General features: G+C 60.7%; 15 protein-coding genes. 13 read left to right on the top strand and 2 right to left on the bottom strand.

What is annotated here, in order from left to right; genetic code table 11:
• Positions 1-4: 4 nt before the first annotated feature.
• Positions 5-847, bottom strand: coding sequence for a helix-turn-helix transcriptional regulator (locus QA646_RS26210; protein ID WP_283059649.1), 843 nt, complete (start codon positions 845-847; stop codon positions 5-7).
• A 164-nt stretch (positions 848-1,011) separates the two neighbouring features.
• Between QA646_RS26210 and QA646_RS26205 the strand changes: the two genes are divergently transcribed.
• Both QA646_RS26205 and QA646_RS26200 read left to right on the top strand, forming a co-directional pair.
• Positions 1,012-2,238: an MFS transporter gene (locus tag QA646_RS26205; RefSeq protein ID WP_283059648.1), complete on the top strand. Its 1,227-nt coding sequence runs from the start codon at positions 1,012-1,014 to the stop codon at positions 2,236-2,238.
• A gap of 24 nt (positions 2,239-2,262) precedes the next feature.
• Positions 2,263-2,670, top strand: coding sequence for a hypothetical protein (locus QA646_RS26200; protein ID WP_283059647.1), 408 nt, complete (start codon positions 2,263-2,265; stop codon positions 2,668-2,670).
• Between the two features lie 15 nt (positions 2,671-2,685).
• On the opposite strand, the gene QA646_RS26195 is transcribed toward QA646_RS26200, so the two are convergent.
• A complete protein-coding gene (locus QA646_RS26195; RefSeq protein ID WP_283059646.1) occupies positions 2,686-3,024 on the bottom strand; it encodes a carboxymuconolactone decarboxylase family protein in 339 nt (112 codons plus the stop codon).
• Between the two features lie 372 nt (positions 3,025-3,396).
• On the opposite strand from QA646_RS26195, the gene QA646_RS26190 reads away from it, so the two are divergent.
• From QA646_RS26190 to QA646_RS26140, 11 genes are all read left to right on the top strand, one after another.
• On the top strand, positions 3,397-5,178 hold the full coding sequence (locus QA646_RS26190; RefSeq protein ID WP_283059645.1) for a hypothetical protein: 1,782 nt from the start codon (positions 3,397-3,399) through the stop codon (positions 5,176-5,178).
• Positions 5,178-5,693 carry a nickel insertion protein gene (gene larC, locus QA646_RS26185; RefSeq protein ID WP_283059644.1) on the top strand — a complete coding sequence of 172 codons (516 nt, stop codon included), beginning with the start codon at positions 5,178-5,180 and terminating at the stop codon, positions 5,691-5,693. The genes QA646_RS26190 and larC overlap by 1 nt, the downstream gene beginning before the upstream one ends.
• Before the next feature lie 17 nt (positions 5,694-5,710).
• Entirely contained in the window at positions 5,711-6,988 is a 1,278-nt protein-coding gene (locus QA646_RS26180; protein WP_283059643.1) for a LarC family nickel insertion protein, read from the top strand.
• Positions 6,985-7,791, top strand: coding sequence for an adenine nucleotide alpha hydrolase (locus QA646_RS26175; RefSeq protein WP_283059642.1), 807 nt, complete (start codon positions 6,985-6,987; stop codon positions 7,789-7,791). Before QA646_RS26180 ends, QA646_RS26175 begins: the two co-directional genes overlap by 4 nt.
• Positions 7,788-8,468 (top strand): nickel pincer cofactor biosynthesis protein LarB, encoded by a 681-nt coding sequence (gene larB / locus QA646_RS26170; protein WP_283059641.1) that lies wholly within the window; start codon positions 7,788-7,790, stop codon positions 8,466-8,468. Before QA646_RS26175 ends, larB begins: the two co-directional genes overlap by 4 nt.
• Positions 8,469-8,526: 58 nt before the next feature.
• Positions 8,527-9,573 carry a HoxN/HupN/NixA family nickel/cobalt transporter gene (locus tag QA646_RS26165; RefSeq protein WP_283059640.1) on the top strand — a complete coding sequence of 349 codons (1,047 nt, stop codon included), beginning with the start codon at positions 8,527-8,529 and terminating at the stop codon, positions 9,571-9,573.
• A 102-nt stretch (positions 9,574-9,675) separates the two neighbouring features.
• Positions 9,676-10,599, top strand: coding sequence for a transcriptional regulator GcvA (gene gcvA, locus QA646_RS26160; RefSeq protein ID WP_283059639.1), 924 nt, complete (start codon positions 9,676-9,678; stop codon positions 10,597-10,599).
• 225 nt (positions 10,600-10,824) lie between these two features.
• Positions 10,825-11,103, top strand: coding sequence for a hypothetical protein (locus QA646_RS26155; protein ID WP_283059638.1), 279 nt, complete (start codon positions 10,825-10,827; stop codon positions 11,101-11,103).
• Between the two features lie 60 nt (positions 11,104-11,163).
• On the top strand, positions 11,164-12,318 hold the full coding sequence (locus QA646_RS26150) for an FAD-dependent oxidoreductase (protein ID WP_283059637.1): 1,155 nt from the start codon (positions 11,164-11,166) through the stop codon (positions 12,316-12,318).
• Complete coding sequence (locus QA646_RS26145; RefSeq protein ID WP_283059636.1) at positions 12,315-13,355, top strand: alcohol dehydrogenase catalytic domain-containing protein; 1,041 nt, start codon at positions 12,315-12,317, stop codon at positions 13,353-13,355. The genes QA646_RS26150 and QA646_RS26145 overlap by 4 nt, the downstream gene beginning before the upstream one ends.
• Positions 13,342-14,022: a cupin domain-containing protein gene (locus QA646_RS26140; RefSeq protein ID WP_283059635.1), complete on the top strand. Its 681-nt coding sequence runs from the start codon at positions 13,342-13,344 to the stop codon at positions 14,020-14,022. Before QA646_RS26145 ends, QA646_RS26140 begins: the two co-directional genes overlap by 14 nt.
• Positions 14,023-14,085: the final 63 nt, after the last annotated feature.

Below are 14,085 nucleotides of genomic sequence, written 5' to 3'. Positions count from 1 at the left end.
TTTGTCACAGGCCAGTTTTTGCCGGAACACTCTGACTCGCGATCGCCGCCGTCAATTCCGTTCTCTCGCTGATATGCCTGCGCATATAGGCCTGTGGGCTGCTGCCCATCTCGGTGCGGAAAGCAAAAACAAAAGCGGACGTCGAGCCATAGCCAAGCTCCATGGCGACCTGTGTTACGCCGAGACCCCCACCCAAGAGCTCGATCGAGCGGAAGAGCCGCAGGCGCCGGCGCCATGACCGCAGGCTCATGCCGAGCTCCGTGTTGAAACGACGCGCCAATGTTCGAGGCGAAATGTTCAGATCTTGTCCCCATTCCTCCGGCCCCCGGTTATCGGTCGGGTCGAGATAAAGCGCCTCACACAAAGCGGTGAGGGTAGAGCTCCGCGGCCAGGGCAACGCTGAGGGCAGGGGTTGAACCCGCACGAGCTGATCAAGGATCAGGGCGGTAACGCGGCCGGAATAGCCATCCCTGTCTGATTGAGCCTCCAGACCGGTGGCCTCGACGATCAGGGCCCGCAGCAGCGGCGACATCATGAAAATCGTCGGAACCTTCGGAAGGTTTGCGCCGGCTTCATCGGCAATCCAGAGGCTGCGGAAGACTGCACCAAGAAGCGAACCTACGCGGTGCACGATCCCGGTCGGCAGCCATACGGCCTGATCCGGCGTAATCACGAAGGATTCCTTTTCGGTATAGACGGTCAGCACCCCGGAGATGGCATAGACCAGTTGATGCCAGGTATGGGAGTGATCCGGGAAGTAATGGCGGGGCGGAATCGACTGCGCCCGTACCGTTATCGGCTGAGGCGGCCGAAGCCCGGACGGCGCTGTGATCGGATGCCAGATCATACTCACCTTTCTTTTGGCAGATATTCTACATCATTTGTCAGTCCATTGAAATACAGCCAACTGAAATTGCGCTAACTTACCTCGCATTTGATGCCTAAATGCATCTTTCGACCGACGCGGGAAAGCTCGCGCCGGACGTATATCCTCATGCCTTGTGAAGCAGAATGTCAGAATTTACCGCAAGCAAAGTGATTGAATCCTCATCGCATTACGACGCCGCGCGCGGAAACCTCGCGAGGCTCACGATCGCGCAGGCGCTCGGTGGCGCGAATTCTGCGGTGGTCTATTCCACCGGAGCGATCGCTGGAAACACGCTGGCGCCCACCCCAGCACTCGCCACCATGCCGATCTCGATGTTCGTGGTCGGCATGGCGCTCTCGACGCTGCCCGCCGGCGCCATCGCGCAAAGCTATGGCCGCCGTACCGCATTTCTCGTGGGAACAGGGTCCGGCGTGCTTGTCGGTTTGCTGGCGGCGCTCGCGGTTGTGATCGGCTCTTTCTGGCTTTACTGCGCCGCCATGGTTTTCGGCGGCGCCTATGCGGCGGTGGTTCTCTCCTTCCGCTTTGCGGCCGCGGACTGTGTGCCCGCCGAACGGCGGCCGCGCGCCTTGTCTCTGGTGATGGCAGGCGGGGTCTTCGCGGGCGTGATCGGCCCGCAACTTGTCAATAACACCATGTATTTGTCGATGCCCTATATGTTTGCGGCGAGCTACCTCGCCCAGGCGGGAGTAGCTGCGCTCTCGGCACTGCTACTGATCGGTGTTCGCCTTCCCAAGCCCACGAAGAAGGAGGTGTCAGGCGGCCGTCCTCTCGGGGTGATCGCCCGCCAGCCCCGGTTCATAACGGCTGTGATTTGCGGTGTCGTTTCCTATCTGCTCATGAACTTCCTCATGACCGCCGCACCTCTCGCGATGAAGCTCTGCGGCCTGAGCCAAGAGTCCTCCAACCTCGCTATTCAGTGGCATGTGATCGCGATGTATGGGCCAAGCTTCGTCACCGGGCGGCTGATCACGCGCTTCGGTGCGCCGCGCGTCGTGATGGCCGGCCTCGTGCTGACGGGCATTTCGGCCAGTGTCGGACTGGCGGGTGTCGATGTGGCGCATTTCTGGATCACCCTCATCGTGCTCGGAGTTGGCTGGAATTTTGGGTTTGTCGGTGCATCGGCGTTGGTGCTCGAATGCCACCGACCCGAGGAAAAGGCAGGGGTTCAGGCATTCAATGACTTCGCGGTATTCGGAACGATGACTTTCGGCTCTTTCCTCTCAGGAGGACTGCTTACAGCCTACGGCTGGAGCACGATCCTTTGGCTGTCCTTCATTCCGCTCGCATTCGCCGGTCTCGCGCTGGCTGGCACTTATGGACGTCGCAGGGCGCTCGAACAAGCCGGATGATCTGCTCACCTGAGGAGGACTGCCATGAAGATCACGAAAGCCGAAACGCTTGAAATCGACCTCTCCGGGCAAAACGGCATCGCACTCTGGCGGCCTGTCTTTGCTCGCGTTCATACCGACGAAGGCATCACCGGGCTAGGCGAGGCTGCACTGGCGTTCGGTACGGCATCCGAGGCCGTCGGCCCGATGATACGCAAGCTCGCCGAACGATTCCTGCCGGGTCACGATCCAAACGACATCGAGACGGTGTGGGAGCAGATGTTGCGCCATTCGTTTTGGGCTCAAGGCGGCGGTCCGGTGATCTTTGGCGGCGTCTCCACTCACGACAGAAACTGCGCTTCACTTTCCGACGTTTCGGATTGGACGAGATGCGCCGGACGGTCGCTGATGCAACCGCCGGCCAATAATAAAAGACGTAAGGGATATCGCTAACGATGCACCAGTCGATCATCCAGCTACAGTGTCGAATGCATCAAGAACACGTGAGGAGTAGACCAGCGCTGCGCCTGCGTTGAGTGCGATCGCAACGCCGAGCGCTTCGGCGATCTCCTCACGGGTGGCCCCGACTTTCGCCGCCTCGGCCGTATGGCTGGCAATGCAGCCGTCGCAGCGGGTTGTCACCGCAACCGCAAGCGCGATCAACTCGCGGGTTTTGGCATCGAGTTGACTAGTTTTCTCACCGGCTCCGCCAAGGGTACGCACACCTTCAAGCGTTGCCGGCGACAGCCGCCCCAACTCACCTACGCGCGATGATAATTCCTGCCGGTATTTAGCCCATTCGAGCATTCGAAGTCCTCCGCAATTGCTGCATTTGAGCGCCTTAAGTGCGCACCACAGCCGAAGACGTAACGAAGAAGCGTCATGAGAAAAAATGGTTTGTTCTCACGCAATCATGAGGTGTCGTCATGGATCGTGGGATTTCGGCGTGAACTGAAGGCCTATTTCATTATGATTTTTTATCATGAATCCATGAGAAAATGCCGCTTATTGCCATAATGGTCTCGTGCTATCTCTTCCCGGTTGGGATGACATGCGCCAACTTGGGTCCTCTCGCTGAGGCCCACAGGAGAAAGCCTCTCAGGAAGGAACGCGCGTGATCGGCTCAAATTCAGCCAACAAATCCGGCTCTGACAACCGGGATGGGAGGAGTAGACGATCATGGAAACAGCAGCGCAGCGCGAAAAGGTCATTCTCGCCTCCATCATGGCGGCGAACGCCAATCCCGGCTGGCTGACGAGTGATCGCGTCGAGGCGCTCACCGGCGGGCATGGCATGCTCAACATTCCGGTGGTCGCCGTCTGCAATGTCATTGCTACGGAGCTGCGCCGGGGCGTGAGCCCCGAAGTCAAGTTCGCAGACGCCGTCCACCAGCCGATCGACGATCTGCTGGCCAAGACCATCGCGGTCGCAAAGGCAGGGGGTGCGGATGGCGCCAACGCGGCGCTGATCGCGGCAACGCTTCTTTATCTCTGCGGCGCCAACGCCCAAGTCGGCATTCCCGCCGGCAACCGCAAGCTGGGTTCCTCGGCGCGTATGATCGCCGGCGTCAGCCGTTCTGGCCTTGCCGCGGTACCGACAGCCAAGATGAACAACAAGATTTCGGGCTTTGCCGCCGTTGCCGCCGTCTATGAAGCGATGATGAAGGGCGAGCTCTCGCCGATTCAGGGCCGCGACATCCCCGAAGGCGTCGGCGGCGGCGTGATGGTCGGTCACGGTGCACTTGGCGAAGATTTCATCTTTCCCGGCATGGCGGAGCGAGGGGCGGCGATCGGCACCAAGGCAATGATGGATGCCATGTCCGGCGCCGGGATGCCGAGCCAGAAATTCCTCTCCGCTCTTTTCGGTGCCGCGGCGATCCTCGAAATCATCCATCCGGACGCGGATGTCGCCGAGGAATATGGTCCCTATGGCAAGGTAACCAGCGCCTTCGTCGCCGGTCGCGCCGCCGTGCGCACCGCGGGCCTGCCGGAAAAGCTTCATGTCCGCGTCACCGGCAAGGAAATCGAAACGGCAAAATTGATCGGCGACCTGGGCCTGATCCTCAAAGATATCGGTGGGCCGACGGTCATCGGCATCATGGCGCTTGACGAGATTGTTTCGGTGTTCGAAGAGGGCATTTGCGGCGCCGGCGCCGGGCCGGTCAATCCGCCGCTCGGCCATGTCTGCGGCGATGCCGTTATCGCCTTGATGTGCCTGTTGCAGGACGGCTCGACCGAACAGAGCGTAGCACGGGCGCTGCGCGAGCGGCGGCTCGGTTTCAGCTTTGATCCGGAGACTGCCATGGTGGCGATGAACATCGTCGCCCGCAAGGCGACACAGATCTGCAACGGCCCTGTCACTGAGGCCATGATCATGTCGTCGACGCCGATGGTCACCAAGTCGCTCTATGCGCGCGCCGCGCGCAGCTACGACGATCTCGAAGCCGGAAAGACTGTCGGCGAAATCGTGCGCGCCATGGACGAGGAGCGGCAGTTGCTCGTCGAAAAGCGCGGCTCCGAGTTTCTGACCAAAGCCAGGGGCAAAACGATCAAGGTGCATTTCACCAAGATCAGTAAGGGTGCGCGCCGGTCGAGCAAGATGGCAGCACGCTGGCTCGCCTTCGATCCTGCGCTTGATGCTGAAGTCACCGTCGGCGGCGAGACGATCCATATGGAGGGCATTATCAACGCCGTGATTGCCGAGGTGGCGCAGGGTATTGGCAAGGAGCGCGCGCCATTCCTGACGGCGCTCGCGCCGATTGCGAGCGAACTGCTGCTTGCCGGCAATGTCATCATGAACGTCACCATTCCTGCCGTGGTCGCGGCGGCCATGGGGAAGATGAACGCTTCGGATGCCGCAAGTGAAGCGCAAGCTGCAGGCCTTATTTCAGCGGGCATCCCCGGGACAAAAGCCAAGGCCGAGGCCGCCGCTCTCGTTGCCGTCGAATCCATGGCGCTCTGATGTCAGGCGGCGTCATCCTCATCATGGCCCAGATTGACGACGTGCCAGGCGAACTTCTTGGGCACGTCATCGACAAGATGACCGAGATGGGCGCGAAGAACGTGCAGCTGCTTTCGAGCCTCGGCAAGAAGGGACGCCCCTCCTATGTGCTACTCGTCGACATCAAGGCGGAGGACGAACCGGATTTTGCGGCGCTGCTGGTCGGGGATCTCGGCATCTGGGGTTACCGTGTGCTCGAATCCCAGCACAAGCACTTCGATATAAGGCGATATCAAACCACTCTGGAGTTACGTTGGGGCGAGGAGATCAGGCGCTTTCCCCTGCGCATCAAGCGTATCCTCAACGAAGGTGTCTTTTTGCGCGCCAAGGCAGAACACGATGACCTTGCCGCCATCTCGCAAGAAACTGGTCTGTCGGTCGCGGTTCTGAAAGCTGCCATCGAAACGGCCGTCGGAACGGACGAGCCTGCCGAGCGATTGGACGTCGATCTCGGCAACTGGCTGTCGCGGCATTGACGAGGAAAGGTTCGGCCATGCACATTCACCTGGATGCAGTCGGCGGCATTGCCGGAGACATGTTCGTCGCCGCCATGCTCGATGCCTGGCCGGACCTCACGCCACGCGTGGAACAGAACCTGCGGCTTGCAGGCCTCGACGGTGACGTCCGGGTGGCACTTCGGCCCCATGACGACGGCGTGCTGACAGGAAGACGCTTCGACGTGACGAAGGAGGGCGTCTCCGCCGAAACCCGTCCGGATTCAAGCGCGCATGGGCATGATCACCACGATCACGAGCACCGCCATGACCATAGTCATCATCACCACCATCATCATCATGACGGCCACGCGCATCATGATCACACCCATTGGCGGGATCTTCGGGCGAGCCTCGAACGCAGCCATCTTCCCGAAGACGTCAAGCAGGCTGCGATCGGCATATTCTCCCGCCTGGCGGAAGCCGAGGCCACTGTCCACGGCAAGGCGGTAGAGGATGTCGCCTTCCATGAGGTCGGCAACTGGGATTCGATCGCCGATATCGTGGCGGCGGCGACGCTGATTGTCGCGGTCGGCGCGACGAGCTGGTCGGTAAACTCCCTGCCCGTCGGACGCGGCTTCGTGCAAACCCAGCACGGAAGGCTTCCGGTTCCTGCGCCGGCCACGACGCTGCTCCTGCGCGGTTTCGCCTTCCACGACGACGGCAGGCAGGGCGAACGGATCACGCCGACCGGCGCGGCGATCCTCAGGTATATCGCGCCAACTTCGGGTCTCGGGAGCGGACCCCGTCTGCTCGATCGCACTGGAATTGGCTTTGGCACCAAGCGCTTCGAAGGCATGAGCAACGTACTACGCATCCTGGCCTTTACGTCCGAAAAGGCGGCGGAAGATCAGGTCGGTGTTCTGCAGTTCGAGATTGATGACCAGTCCGGCGAGGAACTGGCGGTCGCATTGGACTATCTGCGCGCCACTGACGGCGTAATCGACGTGATCCAGACGCCTGCCTTCGGAAAAAAGGGACGCATGCTGGTCTCAGTTCAGATCCTCACGCGGCCTGAGGCAATCGAGCCGGTCAGCGCGATCTGCTTCCAACAGACAACCACGCTTGGTCTACGCAGCCGCATCGAGAAACGCTCGGTCTTGCCACGGCAATCGGTAACGACGGCAGACGGCGTGCGAGTGAAGATTGCGTACCGGCCCGGCGGTCTGACAGCAAAGGCGGAGATCGACGATATACGTGAACGAGGGGAAAGCCACAAGGCGCGCGCCGACACGCGGCATTGCGCGGAAACGCTGGCACTGGAGACGAAATCATGACCCGCAATGAAGACCTTCTCAATCGTCTCAATGCCATCTTCGACAGCGCTCGCCCTGCGGCAATCGCTCTTTCCGGTGGCGTCGATAGCATGACGCTTGCCTTTGTCGCCCACCGAAGGATGGGCGCCGACGCGACCATGTTCCATGCTGCTTCCGCTGCCGTACCTGCAACCGCAACAGAACGGGTCAAATCCTACGCCGATCGACATGGCTGGAACCTACATATCATCGACGCGGGCGAATTTTCCGACGAGCGCTATCTCGCCAACCCGTCTAACCGTTGCTTCTTCTGCAAGTCGAATCTCTACAGCACGCTCGCGTCCCATACCGAGGCACAGCTGTTTTCCGGCACCAACACGGATGACCTGGGTGATTGGCGGCCAGGCCTGAAGGCGGCAGAGGCAAACCAGGTGCGCCATCCCTTTGTCGAAGCGGACATATCGAAAGCCGACGTCCGAGCGATCGCCGCCGCCCATGGCCTTACCGATCTTGCCGAACTGCCCTCGGCGCCCTGCCTTTCCAGCCGCGTCGAAACGGCGCTCCGTATCGAGCCTGACATGCTCAGGGCTATCGACGAGGTCGAGACCTTCCTACGCCAGGAACTGGCAGCCGAAACTGTGCGCTGTCGGGTTCGCAGCATCGGTGTGGTGGTGGAACTGGACGAAGGCGCTTTGACAAGCCTTACCGCGACCAAGAGGTCGACCCTGAGCACGCGGATCGAGAGGGCTTTTGGTAGCAAAAAGTCGATCTTTTTTGAGCATTACGTGCGCGGAAGCGCTTTCTTGCGGGAGCATCACCCATGAGCGATGAAATCCGGTTGGACTTCCAGCGCTCCGAGCGGGTTGGCTTCGATGAGGCGATCCTCTGCGCGCGCAAATCCGACGCACAGCTTGCGGCGATCATGGATCGCGTGCTTGCGCGCGGCGCACGTTGCCTGATGACGCGGCTGGAGCCTGACGTCTTTGCGCGCATCGCTCCCGATTATCTCGAAAGACTGGATTACGACCCGGTATCTCGCACGGCCTATCTCAACTGGTCGCCGCCCGTGGACATCGGGGAAGCGCAGATTGTGGTGGTGTCGGCGGGCAGTTCCGACATGCCACAGGCCGCTGAAGTAATTCGGACACTGACTTATCTCGGCGTCCCGACACAGCAATTCATCGACATCGGCGTTGCCGGCCTGTGGCGGCTACTGGAGCGGGTCGAGGAACTGAAGAGATTTCCGGTGATCGTCGCGGTGGCTGGCATGGATGGGGCATTGCCAAGCGTACTCGGCGGGCTGGTTCCAGGCGTCATCATCTGCCTTCCGACATCAACGGGCTACGGTGTCTCGAACGGCGGGGAAACGGCGCTGCACGCAGCACTCGCCTCCTGCGCTCCAGGTCTCGCTGTCGTCAACATCGACAATGGTTACGGCGCCGCCTGCGCTGCCTTCAGGGCTCTGAACATGATCCGCAGGGCCGCCAGTGCCAATCGATGAGCGCGCTACGGGCATGCATTACCTGAGGCGGCACTCTTTGCACGCAGAGGAAATCTAGATGCGTCGCCTCTTCGATGACAGATCAGTCGGCGCGGAGTCGAAAATCATACTGGTTTTCGGCATTCTGATCGTTGCCAATATGCTCTCCTGGATATGGGCCTGGAATGCGTTCGCCGATCAACCCGCCCTGCTTGGCACCGCGCTCCTCGCCTACATGCTGGGTGTTCGCCACGCTTTCGATGCCGACCACATTGCCGCGATCGATAATGTGGTTCGAAAATTGACGCAGGAGGGAAAACAACCTTTTTCCGCAGGTTTGTTTTTCTCGCTTGGCCACTCGAGCGTTGTCGTGCTCACCTCCGTCGCCATTGCCGCAACCGCCGCCGCTATGCAAGGGCAGCTCGCTGCGTTCCACGACGTCGGTAGCGTGATTGGCACATCGGTGTCGGCGCTATTCTTGCTCGCGCTTGGCGTCGCCAACCTGTTCATCCTGAAGGGCATCTGGGCGGCATTTTCGCGCGCGCGGCGCGGCGAGCAGATCGTCGAAGAAGACCTCAACGCCTTGCTCGCTGGTCGTGGCCTGCTCGCGCGCCTCTTTCGCCGAACGTTCCGGATTGTCGCTCGATCCTGGCATATGTATCCGATCGGCTTCCTCTTCGGTCTGGGCTTCGATACGGCGACTGAAATTAGCCTTCTCGGGATTTCGGCGACACAGGCGTCGCAAGGCACCTCGCTATCAGCCGTGCTTGTTTTTCCGGCTTTGTTTACCGCTGGCATGTCCTTGATGGATACCGCCGATAGCACGCTGATGAGCGAGGCCTATGGTTGGGCCCTCGTCAATCCCGTCCGCAAGCTCTGGTATAACATCACGATAACGGCTGCTTCTGTGATCGTCGCGATCTTTATTGGCGGCCTTGAAGCTCTCGCCCTGATTTCGGAAAAGCTCGATCTTCAGGGCAATACCTGGAAGGCAGTTGCGGGTTTCAACGACAGTCTCGGGAATCTCGGTTTTGCAGTCGTGGGGATTTTTGCCGTTAGCTGGGTCGTCTCGACCATGATCTATAGAGCAAAGGGCTTTGATCGCATTCAGGTCAATCCGACATAACTCCACCGCTTCTCGTTCTCGGCCGCACCAAAGCGGCTTCTGCTGGCCGATTGCGTCTTGAATGCCTATGAATAGCTATAATACCTCTCTCGTGTGATCGTCATGACGCGAAAGTCACCCATCTATCTCAATGCTCTACGCGCATTCGAAGCGAGTGCGCGTCACGGCAGCTTTTCCGGAGCCGCCGAAGAGCTCAATGTCACAGCAGCGGCCGTCGGCCAGATGGTGCGTGGACTCGAGGACTGGCTCGGCATGCCGCTGTTTCATCGGAGTGCTACGGGGAAGGCCAGACTGACTTTGACGGAAAACGCAGAGCGCGCGTTGCCAGACATTCGCGCGGGACTGGACCGTCTTGGGATCGGCCTGGACCGACTTCGAGAGTCCGCAACCGGCGGCATCCTCAACGTTACCGTCAGTCCCGCTTTCGCCGCCAAGTGGCTGCTACCCCGGATTGACCGCTTCCAGGCCAAATGCCCTGAAACCGACATTCGGCTCGAGACGAGCTTAAGGCTTGTCGACTATAAGGCGCATGGCGTCGACATCGGTGTGCGCTATGGGGACGGCAACTGGCCGGGGCTCGTTTCGGAAAAATTGATGGACGAGGAGGTTTTTCCGGTCTGTTCGCCTGGTTTTCCTGACATAGCAAATCTGACGCAGCCAGCTGATTTTACCCGAACCACGCTGATCCACGATCTCTCCGTCGATCCGGCGATCGGCTTTGTCACCTGGGAGATGTGGCTCAGCGCGGCCGGCGTCCCGGGAGGGCAACCGCAAAGAGGCATGAGGATTGACAATTCCGCTGCTGTTCTGCAAGCCGCGATCGAGGGTCGCGGCGTGGCGCTGGCGCGAAGTATCCTGGCACGCGACGACTTGGCCGCCGGTCGCCTACTGAGGCTTTTCCCCGCCGTCCAGGTTCCTTCAAAGCTTGCCTATTTCGTTGTCTATCGGGCGGAATATGCGTCTCTGCCGAAACTGCGGACGTTTCGTGACTGGCTGATCGACGAGGCGAAGACCTTGCGATCCTGAGGAAGAACCTGCTCGACGCGAGGGTCCAGGAAAGCTGTCCCGCAAAGTTTTTCTTTTCGGCGGGCAAGAAACTCTCATTTGTCAAAACAGCTTTCGAGCGGCATCTCAGTGTCCGTGGCGCACATGCTGGCACTGGACAATCACCGTCGTCCGGGCTGCGTCACAAAGAAGCTCCGCTGACCCGTCTGTGCAGCTCATGCCAGGGCGACACCTGAGAGGACAATCATGGCTTACCTTGAAATCACACTGCAGATCGCAGCCGAAAACCGCAGCGCAGCCGCGGGCGTTTATCAGAAGAAGGCGCCGTTTCTTTCGCAGATTGCCGGTGCCACGTCAAAGGACCTTCTCGTCCGTGACGAAGACGTCCATGTCCTTCACGGCTTCAACAGCGTCGAAGACACAAAAGCCTACCTCGACAGCAAATTGTTCAATGACGATGTCGTCGAAGGGCTGAAGCCGCTCCTGGCTGTCGCACCGGAAGTCCGCATCTACGCCGTAGCTTGAGTTAAGCCGATCAAAAGGGGCCCGGATTTCCGGCCCTTCAGCTCCACAAGGAGGTCATTCGTGTCACAACCTATTCTGATCGTTGGCGGAGGGCTTGCCGGCCTGACCGCAGCCCGGCTCTTCCATCAGGCCGGTATCGGATTCAAGCTCCTGGAGGCCCGTGAGCGCCTGGGCGGCCGAATTTTCTCCGCCGATGCCGACGGCGCACCCTCCGATGACGGCTTCGACCTCGGGCCCTCATGGTTCTGGCCCGGCATGCAGCCGGCAATGGGCCACCTCGTCGACGAACTCGGGCTCGACTATTTTGAGCAGCACAGCGCAGGCGACGTCATCTTTCAGCGGATGCCTCATGAGGCCCCGCAACGCTATCGCGGCATGCGGCAAGAGCCACGCTCGATGCGGCTGGTCGGCGGCACCGGGGCAATCATCTCGGCCTTGGCCGCAAGCCTGCCGGCAGACAGTATCCAGCTCGGCGCGCGGGTGACGCATGTCTCGCTCGACGACGAAGATGTCGTCGTTCAGTCTGTCGACACCAGCGGATCGTCCCATAAGGAGCGGGTATCGCACGTTCTCTTCGCGCTGCCGCCGCGCCTTATCGAGGCGAAGATATTGTTTTCGCCGGCACTCGACTTGGCGACCTCCGAGCGCTGGCAGCGAACGCCGACCTGGATGGCACCACATGCAAAGTTCTTTGCGCTCTATGACCGCCCCTTCTGGCGCGAGGCGGGCCTCTCGGGCACGGGCCAAAGCATGGTAGGTCCGCTGGTTGAGATCCATGATGCAACGACCGCGTCTGGTCAGGCCGCCCTGTTCGGCTTCGTCGGCGTACCGGCAAGCGAACGCGCAGCCGTCGGCCGCGAAACCATTGTCGATGCTTCAGTTCAGCAGCTTGCCCGGATGTTCGGGGCTGAGGCCGCAAGCCTCCGCGCGACCCTCTATAAGGACTGGTCGGACGATCCGCTGACCGCAACCGTGGATGACACGCAGGCCAGCGGCCATCCAACTCCCGATCGGCGGCCTTGGGTGACTGGCAGATGGCGGGATTTCATCTCGCTCGCTGGAAGCGAGACCAGTGTCACCGAACCCGGATACCTGGCCGGCGCGATCGAAGCGGCCAGCCGTACGGCCAAAGATATCATCGGCAGGGTGATCAAAGATGAGAGACCTGCTTCGGCCTCGGCAGCAGCAGTAGCCTTAGAGGAGAGCGCACGATGAACGCAACCTATCGAGCCATTCAGGTCGGAGCAGCTGGAGAGCTTGAGCTGACTGAGCGGATGACGCCAGCCCCGGGCGCCGGTGAAGTGCTGATCGCCGTCGAAGTCTGTGGCATCTGCGGCGCGGATGCCAGCGACATCGACAGGGCGGATCCGGCGTTACAACCGCCTCGTGTGCCCGGCCATGAGGTGGTCGGCCGCATCATTGCCCTCGGGCCGAATACGCCTTCGATCTGGAAGATCGGGCAACGCGTGGGCGTCGGACGACTCGGCGGCCACTGCAACGAATGCAGCGAATGCCGGCGAGGCCATTTCAATCTCTGCCGCAACCAGCCTGTTCTCGGATCCTCATGCGACGGCGGCTACGCCGAGATGATGATTGCGCGCGCGACCGGCCTCGTTTCCATTCCGGACGAACTCTCGTCCGAAGAGGCCGCGCCGATCCTCTGCGCCGGCATCGCTACCTTCAACGCGCTGAAAAAGTGCGGCGCCGAAGCGGGCGACACTGTCGTCATCCTCGGCATCGGCGGGCTAGGTCATATGGCATTGCAATATGCCCGCAAGATGGGATTTCGGGTGGTGGCCGTAGGCCGCGGCGAAGACATCGCCGCCGATGCGCTGGAACTCGGGGCGCATCGCTATATCGACACGAACAAGGAGCACGCTGCCGACGAGATCAACGCAATGGGCAGTGCAAAGGCAATTCTGACCACGATCGCCAATCCCGTGGCGGTGACCGCTTTGATGCCCGCACTTTCGCCGGAAGGTCGCCTGATCGTGCTTGGCGTCGGCAAGGACCCGCTGCCGGTCTCGACGGGCTACCTAGTGGGGGCCGAACGCGGTGTGATCGGCTCGATGACGGGCGCCCCGTTCGAAAACGAGAAGACGTTGAACTTCAGTGCCCTAAGCGGGGTGCGGCCGAGGATCGAGACAATGCCGCTTGAGCGTGCCAGCGAGGCTGTTCAGAAAATGAGATCTGGTGCCGCGAACTTCCGAATAGTCCTGACGATGGGAGATCAATCCAATGCGCATCAATGAAGACCTGACGAAACCGGTGATCGTTCATTCAGCCAAGCTTGAATGGGTTCCCAGTCCATCAGCCGGCGTTGATCGTCGGATGCTCTACCGCGTCGGCGGCGAGGTCGCACGCGCGACGACAATCGTGCGCTATGCACCGGGGAGCGCCTTTCCGCGCCATGTCCATAGCGGCGGCGAGGAGATACTCGTGCTCACGGGCACGTTCCAGGACGAGCATGGCGATTACCCGGCTGGGTGCTATTTCCGCAACCCGCCCGGCACCTCGCATGTGCCGGCATCGAAAGATGGCTGCACGATCTTCGTGCGGCTCTGGCAATATCGCGAGGGCGACCATACCCAGATCGTCCGCCAGCCTGGTGAGGGCGAGCCGGTCCCATTGCGCGACGGCGCCAATGCAGCCCGTCTCCTGTTCGACGATGGAGAGGAACGTGTTTCGATCGAAGAGTGGCAGCCTGGTTCGACGGTGAGGGTCGAAAATCGCCGCGGCCTCGAATTGCTCGTGCTTTCCGGCAGTTTGGCTGCCCGGGGCGAGCAACTGCAGCCGCAGAGTTGGAGCCGGCTGCCTGCCGGCGAGTGGCTTGAAGCTGTGACCGGTCCTGAGGGCGTACAAATTTGGATGAAGGAAGCCCCGCTTCAGCATCCCAATGTGTTGCAGATACCTGGCTGATGCCTCATCGATGGTCCCTTCTTGCGCTAAGGTCAACGTGGACTCCGCCGCGCTGAAACTATG

Origin of the sequence: Rhizobium sp. CB3090, from assembly GCF_029714285.1 — a bacterium.
Classification (GTDB): Bacteria; Pseudomonadota; Alphaproteobacteria; order Rhizobiales; family Rhizobiaceae; genus Rhizobium.
Note: the sequence above shows the minus strand (reverse complement) of the source record. Positions and strands in the feature narration are given on the sequence as shown.

Coding starts and splice junctions, on each gene's coding strand:
- QA646_RS26210 (WP_283059649.1), bottom strand. CDS start 847: ATGATCTGGCATCCGATCACAGCGCCGTCCGGGCTTCGGCCGCCTCAG.
- QA646_RS26205 (WP_283059648.1), top strand. CDS start 1,012: ATGTCAGAATTTACCGCAAGCAAAGTGATTGAATCCTCATCGCATTAC.
- QA646_RS26200 (WP_283059647.1), top strand. CDS start 2,263: ATGAAGATCACGAAAGCCGAAACGCTTGAAATCGACCTCTCCGGGCAA.
- QA646_RS26195 (WP_283059646.1), bottom strand. CDS start 3,024: ATGCTCGAATGGGCTAAATACCGGCAGGAATTATCATCGCGCGTAGGT.
- QA646_RS26190 (WP_283059645.1), top strand. CDS start 3,397: ATGGAAACAGCAGCGCAGCGCGAAAAGGTCATTCTCGCCTCCATCATG.
- larC (WP_283059644.1), top strand. CDS start 5,178: ATGTCAGGCGGCGTCATCCTCATCATGGCCCAGATTGACGACGTGCCA.
- QA646_RS26180 (WP_283059643.1), top strand. CDS start 5,711: ATGCACATTCACCTGGATGCAGTCGGCGGCATTGCCGGAGACATGTTC.
- QA646_RS26175 (WP_283059642.1), top strand. CDS start 6,985: ATGACCCGCAATGAAGACCTTCTCAATCGTCTCAATGCCATCTTCGAC.
- larB (WP_283059641.1), top strand. CDS start 7,788: ATGAGCGATGAAATCCGGTTGGACTTCCAGCGCTCCGAGCGGGTTGGC.
- QA646_RS26165 (WP_283059640.1), top strand. CDS start 8,527: ATGCGTCGCCTCTTCGATGACAGATCAGTCGGCGCGGAGTCGAAAATC.
- gcvA (WP_283059639.1), top strand. CDS start 9,676: ATGACGCGAAAGTCACCCATCTATCTCAATGCTCTACGCGCATTCGAA.
- QA646_RS26155 (WP_283059638.1), top strand. CDS start 10,825: ATGGCTTACCTTGAAATCACACTGCAGATCGCAGCCGAAAACCGCAGC.
- QA646_RS26145 (WP_283059636.1), top strand. CDS start 12,315: ATGAACGCAACCTATCGAGCCATTCAGGTCGGAGCAGCTGGAGAGCTT.
- QA646_RS26140 (WP_283059635.1), top strand. CDS start 13,342: ATGCGCATCAATGAAGACCTGACGAAACCGGTGATCGTTCATTCAGCC.